Below are 13,016 nucleotides of genomic sequence, written 5' to 3' on the forward strand. Positions count from 1 at the left end.
ATGTCCACCACCACGCAGACCGTGCAGCCGTTGATCTCGTACCTGGAACACGATGCGGCGCCGACCATCGTGCTCGACACCGACTACAACATCCTGGCTGCCAACACCGCCTACCAACGCCAGTTCGGCTCGGCCGGGCACGGTATCCAGGGCCAGAAATGCTTCCGGGTCTCGCACCAGTACAGCGTGCCCTGCGATCAGGCCGGCGAGCACTGTCCGATGAAGCAGGCGCTGGCGACCCGGGCTCCGGACCGGGTGCTGCACATCCATCACACGCCGCGCGGCCAGGAACACGTCGATGTCGAGTTGCGGCCGGTGTTGGACGAGGCGGGACAGGTGATCGCCTACGTCGAGCGGCTCAATACCGTCGCCTCGGCGTCGGCGCAGCCTCGCGAGGACGGCCTGGTGGGCCGCGCCGAGGCATTCAATGCCGCGCTGTCCTCGCTCCGCCGCGCTGCGCCCTCACAGATCCCGGTGTTGTTGCAGGGCGAGTCCGGCACCGGCAAGGAGCTGTTCGCGCGCGCCCTGCACCAAGCCAGCAACCGCGCCCACGGGCCGCTGGTGGTGGTGGACTGCACCGGGCTTTCCGAGACTCTGTTCGAGAGCGAGCTGTTCGGCCACGAGCGCGGTGCCTTCACCGGCGCCAACCAGCGCAAGATCGGCCTCGCCGAGACTGCGCACGGCGGCACCCTGTTTCTCGACGAGATCGGCGACGTGCCGCTGCCGATGCAGGTGAAGCTGCTGCGCCTGATCGAGTCCGGCACCTTCCGGCGCGTGGGCGGCGTCGAAACCCTGCGCGCCGACTTCCGCTTGGTGGCCGCCACCCACAAGCCGCTGCGGCGGATGGTGGAGCAGCAGACCTTTCGCCAGGATCTCTACTACCGCATCAGTGCCTTCCCGGTGCACCTGCCGGCCTTGCGCGAGCGCGCCGACGACATCCCCCTGCTGGCGCAGAGCCTGCTGCGCCGCATGCACAGTGCCGTGCCGTTGCGGATCGAGGACGCGGCGCTGGCGGCGCTGCGCCGCTACGCGTTTCCCGGCAATGTCCGCGAGCTGCGCAACCTGCTGGAGCGCGCCCGGCTGTTCGCTGAGGATGGCCTGATCCGGCTGCATCACCTGCCGCCCGAAATCCTGGGTGGCGAGCCCGAGGGCGAGGCGCCACGAAAGCTGAAGCCCGATCAGGAAAAGGCGCGGTTGATACACGCGCTGGCGGTATTCGAAGGCACCCGCGCCGAGCTGGCCGCGCACCTGGGACTGAGCGAACGCACCCTCTACCGCCGGCTACGTTCGCACGGCCTGGAGTAGGTCTGCCGCTGTCAGTTGCTGCCAGCCTGCTGCCATACACCACGCCGCTGGCAGTGAAACTGGCAGGCCAGGGTCAGGCTTGAAACCCAGGCCGCTGAATTTATTGGTGTTTTCCAGAAAGACCCAATGGCACGGGACTTGACCGTTAAACCGCAGCCGCCTTCCGGACCCCTGCCGATGTTCACCAACCCGCTGCTTCGAGAGATCGCGCTGATTTTGGCGCTCAAGCTCTTGCTGCTCTGGGGTTTGTGGTGGGCCTTCGTGCGCGAGGCCAGGGTGGAGGCCGATCCCGCCCGCGTCGAAACCCTGCTGCTGGGCGCTCCTTCCCAAGCCGAGCCCCGCCCATGATTTCTGAGCAGCTTGTCGATCTGTCCCGTCTGCAGTTCGCCATCACGGCGATGTACCACTTCCTGTTCGTGCCGCTGACGCTCGGCATGGTCTGGCTGCTGGTGATCATGGAGGCGGTCTACGTGATGACCGGCAAGGTCGTCTACAAGGACATGACCCGCTTCTGGGGCAAGCTCTTCGGCATCAACTTCGCGCTCGGCGTCACCACCGGCATCACCCTGGAATTCCAGTTCGGCACCAACTGGGCCTACTACTCGCATTACGTCGGCGACATCTTCGGCGCGCCGCTGGCGATCGAGGGCCTGATGGCCTTCTTCCTGGAATCGACCTTCATCGGCCTGTTCTTCTTCGGCTGGGATCGGTTGTCGAAGCCGCAGCATCTGCTGGTCACCATCCTGATGGCGGTCGGCACCAATCTCTCGGCGCTGTGGATCCTGATCGCCAACGGCTGGATGCAGAACCCGGTGGGCGCCGAGTTCAACTTCGAGACCATGCGCATGGAGCTGACCGACTTCTGGGCGGTGGTGTTCAACCCGGACGCGCAGGCCAAGTTCGTGCACACCGTTTCCGCCGGCTATGTCACCGGCGCGATGTTCGTGCTCTCGATCTCGGCCTGGTATCTGCTCAAGGGTCGCGACGTGGAGTTCGCCAAGCGCAGCTTCCGCATCGCCGCCGCGTTCGGCCTGGCCTCGGTGTGCTCGGTGATCGTGCTTGGTGACGAGTCCGGCTACACGGTGGGCGAGGCGCAGCAGACCAAGATGGCGGCGCTGGAGGCGATGTGGGAAACCGAGCCGGCACCCGCGCCCTTCAATCTCATCGCCTGGCCCAACGAAGCCGAGCAGAAGAACGACTGGGCGGTGCAGATCCCCTGGGTGATGGGCCTGATCGGCACCCGCTCGGTGAGCAAGCAGATTCCGGGCATCCTCGAAATCAAGGAGAAGAATCGCCACCGCATTCTCAGCGGCATCGTGGCGGTGAAAAGCCTGGAGCGCCTGCGCGCCAATCGCGAGGACACCGAGGCGCTGGCGCTCTTCGAGCGGCACAAGGCCGACCTCGGCTTCGGCCTGCTGCTGCGCAAGTACACCACCGATGTCGGCGCCGCGACGCCGGAGATGATCCAGCAGGCAGTGGACAGCACCATCCCTCGGGTGGCGCCGATGTTCTGGGCCTTCCGCGCCATGGTCGGCATCGGCTTCTGGATGCTGGCGCTATTCGCCTTCGCCGCCTGGCAGACCGTGCGCGGCCAGTGCGCCCACCGTCGCTGGCTGCTGCACGCGGCGCTGTGGTCCCTGCCGCTGCCCTGGATCGCCTGCGAGCTGGGTTGGTTCGTGGCCGAATACGGCCGCCAGCCCTGGACCATCTACGGCGTGCTGCCGACGCATCTCTCGGTCTCCACGCTCAGCGTCGGCAATCTCTACGGCTCGCTGGTTGGCTTCATCGGCTTCTACACCCTGCTGCTGGTGGTGGAGATGTACCTGATGGTGCGCTTCGCGCGGCTGGGGCCGGGCAGCCTAGGCACCGGCCGCTACCAGTTTGAAGCCGCCCACTGAGGAGCTTGGTCATGTTCGACTACGAAACCCTGAAACTCATCTGGTGGCTGCTGGTCGGCGTGCTGCTGATCGGCTTCGCGATCATGGACGGCCACGACATGGGCGTCGGCATGCTGCTGCCCTGGGCCGGTCGCAGCGATGTCGAGCGCCGCGTGGTGATCAACACCGTCGGCCCGCACTGGGACGGCAACCAGGTCTGGTTCATCACCGGTGGCGGCGCCATCTTCGCCGCCTGGCCGCTGATCTATGCCACCGCGTTCTCCGGCTTCTACTGGGCGATGCTGGCGGTGCTGTTCGCGCTGTTCTTCCGGCCGGTGGGTTTCGACTACCGCAGCAAGATCGCCGACCCGCGCTGGCGCTCAACCTGGGACTGGGGCCTGTTCATCGGCGGCACCGTGCCGCCACTGATCTTCGGCGTGGCCTTCGGCAACCTGTTGCAAGGGGTGCCCTTTCACTTCGACTCGATGCTGATGTCGCACTACACCGGCAGCTTCTGGGCGCTGCTCAACCCCTTCGCCCTGCTCTGCGGCCTGGTCAGCAGCCTGATGCTGCTGATGCACGGCGGCATCTACCTGGCCCACCGCACCGAGGGCGTCATCGCCGCGCGCGCGCGGGCGGCGGTCTACGTCGCCGGTCTCGGCCTGCTGCTGGCGTTCAGCGCCGCCGGGCTCTGGCTGACCCGCATCGACGGCTACCTCATCACCTCGCTGATTGATCCGGGTGCCTTGCCCGACCCACTTGCCAAGACCGTGGAGCGCAGCCCGGGTGCCTGGTTCGCCAACTACCGCGCCTGGCCCTGGACCATCGCCGTGCCGGTGCTCGCCTACACCGGCGCCGTGCTGGCGCTGCTGCTGACGCGGGCCGGGCGCACCGGCCTCGCCTTCATCGCCTCCGCGTTCATGCTGGCCGGGGTGATCGGCACGGCGGCGGTGTCGATGTTCCCCTTCCTGATGCCCTCGTCGTCGATGCCCAATTCCAGCCTCACGGTCTGGGATAGCGCTTCCAGCCCGCTGACCCTGGCGATCATGTTCTGGGCGACGCTGATCTTCATGCCCCTGATCATCCTCTACACCGGCTGGGCCTACCGGGTGATGCGCGGCAAGGTCACCGCCGAGCACATCGAGCACAACAGCCACAGCGCCTACTGAACCGCGCCGCCATAAGGAGATTTGCAGCATGTGGTACTTCACCTGGGTACTGGGCGTGGGCTTCGCGGTGTTGCTGGCGATCCTCAACGCCATGTGGGGCGAAAACGAAGAGGCCCGGCGGCGGGGCGATTCCGCTGACTCCGGAGACCACCTGCCGTGAACGAGGAGCCGGGCGCCGTGCCAGCGCAGCTCCCCGGCATGGCCTGGCTGCCGCTGGGTCTGGGCCTGGGTCTGATGCTGGCGCTCACCGCCTATCCGCGTCTGCTGGTGGGCGCCGACGGCAAGGCCGATCACCTCGCCGCGACGCTGGCCTGCTGGGCGATGGCCGCCGGCCTGACCCGTGGCGTCGGTTATGTGCCCGCCAACGCCTGGGCGCGTCGGCTGCTTTCCGGCCCGGCCAGCCTGCTGGCCCTGTTGCTTGCCATCGCGCAACTACGCCTGGGGCTGGACCGGCTGTTGGGCTGACCCCAGGCGCCGCCGCGCCTTCAGTCGTTGAGCAGCACCAGCTTGGCCGAGCGTCCGGCGTTGACCTCGGCGTAGGCGCTCAGGCCTTCGCGCAGCGGCCGGCAGTCGGGTTCCGGCGGCAGCGGCAGGCTGCCGTCGTCGAAGGCGGCGGCGATCGGCGCCAGCATGGCGGCGCAGTCGCCCACGTCGTAGAGCAGGGTGTTGATGCCGACCAGGCTGCCGCCGCGCCGGTACAGGGCCAGCACCGGCAGTTGCACCAGGCCGTCCACCGGCGCGGCGATCACCGCGATGCGGCCGAACGGCGCCAGCAGCTCCACCGCCGCCGGCAGCCAGAAGCCGGTGGTGTCGAACACCACCTCGGCGCCGGCAGTGAAATGCGCCTTGAGCCGCGCCGGCAGGCTGGCCGGCTCGCCGAGTTCCAGCGTGGCGATGCCAGCGCTGGCGAATTCCGCGAACTGCTCCGGCCGCCGCGCGGCGGCCACCACCTCGGCGCCGCGCTGGTGGGCCAAGGCCACCGCCGCGCGCCCCACCGCGCCATTGGCGCCGATCACCAGCAAGCGGGTGCCGGCCTGCACGCCGCTGCGGTCCAGCGCGTTGATGGCGGTGGTGTAGGGCACGCCGCAGCTCGCCGCCTGGGCGAAGCTCAGCGCGCGCGGCTTGCGCGCCAGACCCCGCAGCGGCAGCACCAGTTGCTCGGCGTGGCTGCCGTCCTTGAAGAAGCCGAGGTCGCGACCAGTGCCCCAGACCTCGGCACCGATCCAGTCCGCCGGGCCTTGCAGCACCACGCCGGCGAAGTCGCGGCCGGGCACGCGCGGCAGCGTCGTATAGGCGGGGAAGCGGCCCAGCACGTTCTTCACATCGCTGGGGTTGAGCCCGGCGGCGCGCACCGCCACCAGCGCTTCGTCGGCGCCGACGCTGGGTGCCGGCAAGTCCAGCAAGCGCAGGCTGTCGAGCGAACCCGGGCGATCAAACTGCAAGGCTTTCATGGCGCGCGCTCGGTGGGGCAAGGCGCGCATTCTACGGCGGCCGCGCGCCGCGCCCTGTCGAATTCGCCAGTGCTGATTCGACGTGACAGGGAGTAAGGACTTTCATCCCGCAATCCAAGGACAAACCCGCATGCGCTTCCTCATCACCGCCACCACCGGCCCCGGCGCCGCCGGTGCCGACCAGCCGTTCAGCGAGCAGCAGCTCATCGACTACATGCGCTACAACGAAGAGCTGCACCGCGCCGGCGTGCTGATCGCCAGCGAGGGGCTGAATCCGGCGGCCGGCGGCGCGCGCGTCGCCGTGCGCGAGGGCCGTCGCCATGTCGTTGACGGTCCGTTCGCGGAGACCCGCGAGCTGGTCGGCGGCTTCTACCTCATCGAGGTGCCGACGCTGGCGGACGCCATTCAGTGGGCGCTGCGCTGCCCGGTCGGCATGGCCAGCGCCGAGCTGCTCGACGTGCGGCCGCTCACTGGCGCGGGCGACCTCCCGCCGGACCTGCTGAAGATCATCGAAGCCGCCGCGCCCACCTGGAGCGCGGCAGCCTTCTCGGTCGACCAGCAGCGCTAGCGAGCGCGGCCTCGGGCCTCAGGCGGCAAGCGCGGTTTCCAGCTTGTGCCAGTCGCTGTAGCGCAGCAGCGGCCGCAGCATTTCCATCACGCCGCCAAAAGCCTCGGCGGGCGCCTGCTGGCGCATGCCGGCGAGCAGTTGGCTGCGCTCCTGATGGTTGGCATAGGGCAGCATCCAGCGCAGGCCGCCCATCATCTCCTCGGGCGGAATGCTGGCGACCAGCCGCTGCTCGATGGCGTGGATTTCGGCGTCGCTGTAGCCGGCCCAGAGCACGGCGTTGTTGTGGCTCTCCTCCACGTCCATGTGCTCGTAGTTCTCGGCGACGAAGCGCGCCAGTTGCCGGTAGAGCTGCGCGGCCGCACCTTCGCGCGCGGCGCGGTCCGGCGTCTGCGCGATGCAGCGGCCCAGCGCCAGCAGCTCGGCGATCTCGCGCTGGTGGCCACGGTGCTCGGTGGCGGTGTGCGCCGCCGAGCCCGGCTGGCAGGCTTCCATCGCGGTGTGGATGAACTCGTTCTCGTGCTGCAAGTGCGCGCCGCAGGCTTGCAGCAACTGCTCCACGGTCAGCAGGGCCTGGGTGCGTTCGCTGGCGTCGTGCCAGTCGCAGCGGCCGACCTCCATCAGCGCATGCGACATCTGCGCACGCAGGGCTTTGTGGATGACGGCGTAGATGCTGTAGCGGGCGGTTTCGCTGGCCATGGGATTTCCTTGTCGTGTTGGCGGTCTCGCGCTGCGCGGAATGCGTGCTGCGATGGGCCGCCAGACTAGGGCGCGTGGCTGGGTGCCGCCGCTAAATCTTCCCTAAGCGAATCCTAAAAACTCACTAAGCGCGGGCCGACTGTGAACGGCTACACGGATTGGCGGATCTGCGCGCGTCGGTACTCGCCGGGCGTCATGTTGAACCAGCGCCGGAACGCGCGCTGAAAGCTGCTCTGCTCGGCGAAGCCGAGCATCAGTGCGACATCCACCAGCGACAGCGAGGCGTCATCGACATAGCGCCGCGCCAGATCCTGGCGCACCGATTCGACCAGCCCGGTGTAGCTGGTGCCCAAGCTGTCGAGCTGCCGTTGCAGGCTGCGTGCCGAGAGATCCAGCGCCGCCGCCACCGAGGACAGCTCCGGCGCGCCGTGCGGCAGACGGTCGGCGACATGCTGGCGGATGCGCGCGAGTCGCAGGTCGCCGTGGCTCTGCTCGACACGCAGCGCCAGCAGGCGGCGGCGCGCCTCGACTTCCAGGGTCTGCTTCAGGCTGCTGTCGCCGTGCAACAGGGGCAGCGCCGCGTAGCGCGCGGGGAAATGCACGCGCAACTGCTCGGCGCCGAAGCTCAGCGGGCAGCCGAACAGCGCTTCCTGCTCGCGGGTGTCGGCCGGCGCCGCATGCGGAAACTCGATGCGCAGCGGCGACAGCGCCTGCCCGGCCAGCCAGCGCGCGGTGCTGATCCAGCCGGCGAGGTTGGACTCGGTGCAGTGCCGGTGATAGAGCCCACGCGCCGGATGCACCTGCACCTCCAGGCACATCTCCTCGCCGTGCAGCCGGTAGTGGGCGCTGATGTCGTTGCCGACCAGTTGCGCGTAGCGGCCGTGCAGCTCGAACAGCTCGTGCAGTTGCCGCGAGGTCAGCATCAGGTGGCCGAGCAGCCCGAAATGCGTCGGCCGCAGGCTGGCGCCGACATGCAGGCCGATGTTGGCGTCGCCGCTGAGTTGCTCGGCGGCGAGAAAGGCGCGCTCCTCGGCGCTGGCCTCGATGCGCCGGTCGGGGTCGCTCAACGCGGTCTCGTCGAAGCCGGCCGCCGCCAGCACCGGGGCCAGCGGCAGCGCCTGCTGGCGCAGGTAGTCGAACAGCGCGCGCAGATAGGCGGCGATCAGGTAGGGCGGCTCGGCGCCGTCGGCGGGCGGGGACATCGCCGGAGGTCATCACAGCCTGGCATGCGCGGTCAATGCCTGGCGCGCCGGGCCAATACCGGCGCCGCACGCCTGCCGAACATGCCGGCCCAGGTGCAGGGAGAGAGGACATGATCCAACACGACATCGGCACGACCGCGCGGCGGGCGGCCTGGCTGCTGGCCATGCTGGCCGCCAGCGCGCCGGCGCGGGCGCTGGAAGGCGCCTGGGATCTGGGCGGCGACAGCCTGCGGGCGGTGCTCAACACCGGCCTGCAACTGGGCGCGCAGTGGCGCGTGGAGGCGCGCGCCGACGATCTGGTCGGCAAGGCCAACCTCAATCCCGAGCTGTGCCCGCTGGCGCCCAACGGCGCCGGCACCAGTTGCATCGCCCACCTCTCGCAGGCCGACCCCAGCCATGCGCCGGGCGCGCTCAACCTCAACAGCTACGTCGGCGAGGGGCCGGCCTCCAACCAGGCCGCCATCGACGCGCCGGGGCAGTTCTCCAGCAATGCCGACGACGGCAACCTCAACTTCGAGCCCGGCGATCTCACCCAGGCGCTGGCGCGCCTCAACAGCGACCTCACGCTGAGCTGGGGCGAGTTCACCCTGTTCGCGCGCGGCAACGCCTATTTCGACCCGGTCAACGAGGGCCGCGCGGTCTGGCACCCGAATGCCGGCAGCCAGGCTTACGTCGAACGCACTGGCCTGCGCCGGGGTGCGCGCGGCGATGCGCTGAAGATCGCCGCCAGCCCGGCCGCCGACCGCCAGCTCGGCCTCGACGCCCGCCTGCTAGATCTCAACCTCAGCACCAGGCTGCCGCTGCCGGGCGACCGCGAGCTGGGCATCCAGCTCGGCCGGCAGTCGATCAACTGGGGCGAGAGCACGCTGCTGATCGTCAACTCGCTCAACACCTTCAGCCCGCCCAACGTCAACGCCCTGTACCGTCCGGGCGCGCTGGAGCTGAGCGAGGTGCTGCCGCCGGTGGATGCGCTGCGCCTGAGCCTCGCGCTCAGCGAGCCGCTGACGCTCGAAGCCTTCTACCAGTACCGCTGGCAGCCGGTGGAGATCGCCCCGCCCGGCTCCTATTTCTCCACCGTCGATGTCGGCTCCGGCAACGCGGCGGACCGCTTCTATCTCGGCTTCGGCAAGGTCGCGGAAAATCCCGAGCGGGTCGCCATCGCCGACGAGCTGATGCTCTCCGCGCTCACCGATTCCGACGGCACGCCGAGCCTGCTGCCCGAGCACCGCGCCCGCGACGGCGGCCAGTTCGGCGTCTCCTTGCAGTACTACGCCGAGTGGCTGGGCAGCGGCACCACGCTGGCGTTCTACGCCGGGCGCTACCACAGCCGCCTGCCTTACCTGAGCTTCTATGCCGGCGACTATGGCTGCGCCAGCGGCCCCAACGCGCCGACGCCGGCCGCCGAGGGGCCGGGAAAGTACCTCGCCGACATGGTCGCCCTGCTCGCCGCCTGCCCTGGCGCCGACGCGCCGCTGGTGCTGGAAAGCGCGCTGCCGGTTGGTCTGGCGCCAGCGGTGCGCGACCAGCGCATCGGCACCAACGGCAACGCCCTGCCGATCGACACCATCCGCGCCCGGCTCGAATACCCGGAGGACATCGCCCTCTACGGCTTCAGCTTCAACACCACCGTCGGCGAGATGTCGATCCAGGGCGAGATCGCCTACCGGCCGCAGGCGCCGCTGCAGGTGGACGACACCGATCTCGGCTTCGCGGCGCTGCAAAGCAGCTTTCCGCGCGGCAGCGGCAGCGGCGGCGCCGATGATCGCTTCGACGTCGGCCTGCCTGGCATCGGCGTGGTGGCGCAACTGCCCGGTGCGCGCCGGGCGATCCCGGACTTCGTCAGCGCCTATCGCGGCAAGGACCCGCTCAGCTATCAGCCCGGCGAATACATCCGCGGTTGGGAAACCTTTGCCACCGCCCAGTACAACCTCGGCGCCACCTGGGTGTTCGGGCCGGCCAATCCCTTCGGCGCCGACCAGATCCTCGCCATCGGCGAATGGGGCGCCACCCAGGTGTTCGGCCTGCCCAGCCTGGATCGCCTGCAGATCGAAGGCCCGGGCACCTTCACCCATGCCAGCGCCGGCGTCGATGGCAGCGGCGCCGACGGCTCGGCGCGCGCCAACTCCGGCCTGCTCGGCAGCGACGGCCTGCGCTTCAACCCGCAGCAGCAGCGCGATGGCTTTGCCGACGCCTTCGCCTGGGGCTACCGGCTGATCGGCCTGTTCCGCTACGAGAGTGTCTGGCCGGGCGTGAGCCTGGCGCCCTCGCTGGTGTGGATGCACGACGTGCAGGGCACCGCCCCCGGCCCCGGCGAGAACTTCGTCGCCGGCCGCAAGAACCTGATCGCTACCGTCGAGACCCGCTTCGGCGCGAGCTGGAGCTGGACGCTCGGCTACTCGGCCTTCTTCGGCGGCGGTGCCTACAACCTGCTGCGCGACCGCGACTGCGTGCAGACCGGCCTGCGCTGGACCTTCTGAACCCCCCTTCCTCCGACGAGACCCGCCATGAGTCCCTCCCGCCCCGCGACCCACCTCGGCTACGACGCCGAGGCGCTGGCCAGCAGCCCCTACGCGCCCTACTACCGTCCGGCACTGGCGCCGCTGGCCGAGCCGCTGCGGGCCGCGCTGGCGGTTGGCGCGCTGGCCACCGAGTTGCTGCCGCCGGTCAGCGAGGCGCACCGGCTTCAGGACGAGGGCTACCACGCCGTGGAAACCGGCTACGCGCTGACCCCGGAAGGCGGCGCCCGGCTGGCGGTGCTGACGCCGATGCCCGGCGTCGCACCGGCGATGTGGGACTGGTGGTTTGCCTGGCACGGCAGCGAGGCGCTGCGCTACAAGCTCTGGCACCCGCAGGCGCATCTCGATGTCGGTTGGCGCGACGGCGCTGGCGAGCGGCCGAACTACGTCGGGCGCGTCTCCGAAGTCGAGGAATACGTGGGTTCGGAGCGGGTGCGCGCCAGCGTCGGCTTCGTCGCGCCCTCGGCGATGGGCCTCGACGAGCGCCGCCTCGCCGAGCGCGGCGAGGTCGCCATCTGCGCGCGGCTGGGCATGGTCATCGCCGGCGTGCCGCTGTATTCCGGCTGGCTGTTGCACCAGTTGCGGCCGGTGCCGGGCGGCACCGAGATGCGCTCGCGCTTCTGGCTCGGTGGCGCCGAGGTGCGGCCGTTCGGCTGGGACAACCGCCTGGGCGCCGCGCTCGGCCGCCTCGCCGCGCGGCTGAAGCCGGTGCAGCCGGCACAGGCGCAGGCACTGATGGTCCACGACGCCCAGGAGATGGGCCATCTCGCCACCATCCTGCCGGCGCTCCATGCCGCCTTCGGGCCCGGGAGCCGGGCATGAAGCGCCCGACCACGAAGGGCCGCGTCTGGCAGCGCGGCGAGCCGGGCTTCGACGCCGCCGTGCTCGCCACCAGCTTCAGCGGTCGCGATCCCGGCCACCGGCCAAAACTCATGGTGCAGGCCAACGACGTCTTCGAGGTGATTGCGGCTGTGAAGCGGGCGCGCCGCGAGGGCCTGAAGATCAGTGTCTGCTCGGGTGGCCACAGTTGGGCGCAGAACCATCTGCGGCCCGACGGCCTGCTGCTCGACCTCTCGCGCCTGCGCGGCATCGAGATCGACGCCGGCCAGCGCATCGCCCGCGTCGGCCCCGGCGGCTGGTGTGTCGATCTCGACAACGCGCTGAAGCGGCAGGGCCTGTTCATGCCGGTCGCGCACGCCCCGGATGTCGGCCTCGGCGGCTTTCTGCTGCAAGGCGGCTTTGGCTGGAGCAGCCGCGTCTACGGCCTCGGCTGCGAGCAGGTGATCGGCCTCGACCTGGTGCTTGCCGACGGCAGCCTGGTGCACGCCAGCGCCGAGGAGAACGCCGATCTCTACTGGGCCGCACGCGGCGCCGGGCCCGGCTTCTTCGCGGTGGTGGTGCGCTTTCACCTGCGCCTGCATCCGCGCCCGCGCTTCACCGGCATGCTGGCGCAGGTGTTCGCCATGCGGCATCTGGAAGAAGTGTTCACCTGGGCCGACGCGGTCGGCGCCGAGGTGGCGCGCGAGGTGGAATTCCAGATCCTGCTGACGCCCAAGGCCATGGGCCTGTTCGCGCCCGGCATCGAGGTGCTGGCGCCGGTGATGACCGACAGCCGCGCGCGCGCCAGCGCCATGGTCGACTTCGTCCGCCGCAGCCCGCTACGGCGCAAGGCGCATCTGACCACGCCGCTGTTGCCGCTATCGACCGCGATGATGTCCTGGGGCGCTTCGATCACCCACTTCCCGCCGCGCATGCGCTGGTGCGCCGACAACCTCTGGACCGACGCGCCGGTGGCAGACCTGCTGCCCGGCCTGCGCGCGGTCGCCGACAGCCTGCCGCCGGCACCCAGCCACGCGCTCTGGCTCAACTGGCACCCGCCGGCGCAGCGGCCGGACATGGCCTTCTCGCTGGAGGCGAAGCGCTACTTCGCCGTCTACGGCGAGTGGCGCCAGGCCGAAGACGACGCCCGCTACGGCAACTGGGCCACCGAGCGCATGCAGGCGATGGCGGCGCACGGCAAGGGCATCCAACTCGCCGACGAAAACCTCGGCCGCCGGCCGGCGCGGTTCATGGCCGAGGCCAATCTGGCGCGGCTCGACCGCATCCGCGCCGAGCGCGATCCCGAGGGGCGCTTCCACAGCTGGATGGGGCGGCCGCCAGCGGTGGATTGACGCGGCCAGCCCCGGGTTCGGTGCTGCCGGCTCGCGCCGACGATCCGGCATCGGGGCCGCT

General features: G+C 69.9%; 13 protein-coding genes. 10 read left to right on the plus strand and 3 right to left on the minus strand.

Translation table 11 applies throughout. From position 1 onward, the window contains the following. The 6 genes from ED208_RS04210 to ED208_RS04230 all read left to right on the plus strand — a co-directional run bounded on the left by ED208_RS04210 (window position 1) and on the right by ED208_RS04230 (window position 4,816). Window positions 1-1,305, plus strand: coding sequence for a sigma-54 interaction domain-containing protein (locus ED208_RS04210; RefSeq protein ID WP_123210589.1), 1,305 nt, complete (start codon window positions 1-3; stop codon window positions 1,303-1,305). A 177-nt stretch (window positions 1,306-1,482) separates the two neighbouring features. Continuing rightward, complete coding sequence (cydP, locus tag ED208_RS17255) at window positions 1,483-1,653, plus strand: cytochrome oxidase putative small subunit CydP (protein WP_158608426.1); 171 nt, start codon at window positions 1,483-1,485, stop codon at window positions 1,651-1,653. Beyond that, entirely contained in the window at window positions 1,650-3,203 is a 1,554-nt protein-coding gene (locus ED208_RS04215; RefSeq protein WP_123210590.1) for a cytochrome ubiquinol oxidase subunit I, read from the plus strand. The genes cydP and ED208_RS04215 overlap by 4 nt, the downstream gene beginning before the upstream one ends. A gap of 11 nt (window positions 3,204-3,214) precedes the next feature. Further along, window positions 3,215-4,351 (plus strand): cytochrome d ubiquinol oxidase subunit II, encoded by a 1,137-nt coding sequence (gene cydB, locus ED208_RS04220; protein ID WP_123210591.1) that lies wholly within the window; start codon window positions 3,215-3,217, stop codon window positions 4,349-4,351. A 28-nt stretch (window positions 4,352-4,379) separates the two neighbouring features. Beyond that, window positions 4,380-4,511, plus strand: coding sequence for a cytochrome bd-I oxidase subunit CydX (cydX, locus tag ED208_RS04225; protein ID WP_123210592.1), 132 nt, complete (start codon window positions 4,380-4,382; stop codon window positions 4,509-4,511). Continuing rightward, window positions 4,508-4,816 carry a cyd operon YbgE family protein gene (locus ED208_RS04230; RefSeq protein ID WP_233574768.1) on the plus strand — a complete coding sequence of 103 codons (309 nt, stop codon included), beginning with the start codon at window positions 4,508-4,510 and terminating at the stop codon, window positions 4,814-4,816. Before cydX ends, ED208_RS04230 begins: the two co-directional genes overlap by 4 nt. Window positions 4,817-4,836: 20 nt before the next feature. Here the strand turns inward: ED208_RS04230 and ED208_RS04235 are convergent, their stop codons facing one another. Then, the gene (locus ED208_RS04235; protein ID WP_123210593.1) at window positions 4,837-5,802 is read right to left on the minus strand and encodes a quinone oxidoreductase family protein; all 966 of its coding nucleotides are present in this window, start codon (window positions 5,800-5,802) and stop codon (window positions 4,837-4,839) included. A gap of 130 nt (window positions 5,803-5,932) precedes the next feature. Between ED208_RS04235 and ED208_RS04240 the strand changes: the two genes are divergently transcribed. After that, a complete protein-coding gene (locus ED208_RS04240) occupies window positions 5,933-6,370 on the plus strand; it encodes a YciI family protein (RefSeq protein WP_123210594.1) in 438 nt (145 codons plus the stop codon). A gap of 18 nt (window positions 6,371-6,388) precedes the next feature. Here ED208_RS04240 and ED208_RS04245 read toward each other — a convergent pair whose 3' ends face one another. Continuing rightward, on the minus strand, window positions 6,389-7,066 hold the full coding sequence (locus ED208_RS04245; RefSeq protein ID WP_123210595.1) for a hemerythrin domain-containing protein: 678 nt from the start codon (window positions 7,064-7,066) through the stop codon (window positions 6,389-6,391). A gap of 149 nt (window positions 7,067-7,215) precedes the next feature. Next, complete coding sequence (locus ED208_RS04250; RefSeq protein ID WP_123210597.1) at window positions 7,216-8,268, minus strand: AraC family transcriptional regulator; 1,053 nt, start codon at window positions 8,266-8,268, stop codon at window positions 7,216-7,218. A gap of 110 nt (window positions 8,269-8,378) precedes the next feature. Here ED208_RS04250 and ED208_RS04255 point away from each other — a divergent pair, with 110 nt between their 5' ends. From ED208_RS04255 to ED208_RS04265, 3 genes are read left to right on the plus strand one after another with little or no spacing between them, the layout of a single operon-like run. Then, entirely contained in the window at window positions 8,379-10,745 is a 2,367-nt protein-coding gene (locus ED208_RS04255; RefSeq protein ID WP_158608427.1) for a DUF1302 domain-containing protein, read from the plus strand. Window positions 10,746-10,772: 27 nt separating this feature from the next. Continuing rightward, window positions 10,773-11,606: a DAPG hydrolase family protein gene (locus tag ED208_RS04260; protein WP_123210599.1), complete on the plus strand. Its 834-nt coding sequence runs from the start codon at window positions 10,773-10,775 to the stop codon at window positions 11,604-11,606. Then, on the plus strand, window positions 11,603-12,955 hold the full coding sequence (locus ED208_RS04265) for an FAD-binding oxidoreductase (RefSeq protein WP_123210600.1): 1,353 nt from the start codon (window positions 11,603-11,605) through the stop codon (window positions 12,953-12,955). Before ED208_RS04260 ends, ED208_RS04265 begins: the two co-directional genes overlap by 4 nt. Window positions 12,956-13,016: the final 61 nt, after the last annotated feature.

Source organism: Stagnimonas aquatica (assembly GCF_003730135.1).
Taxonomy (GTDB): domain Bacteria; phylum Pseudomonadota; class Gammaproteobacteria; order Nevskiales; family Nevskiaceae; genus Stagnimonas; species Stagnimonas aquatica.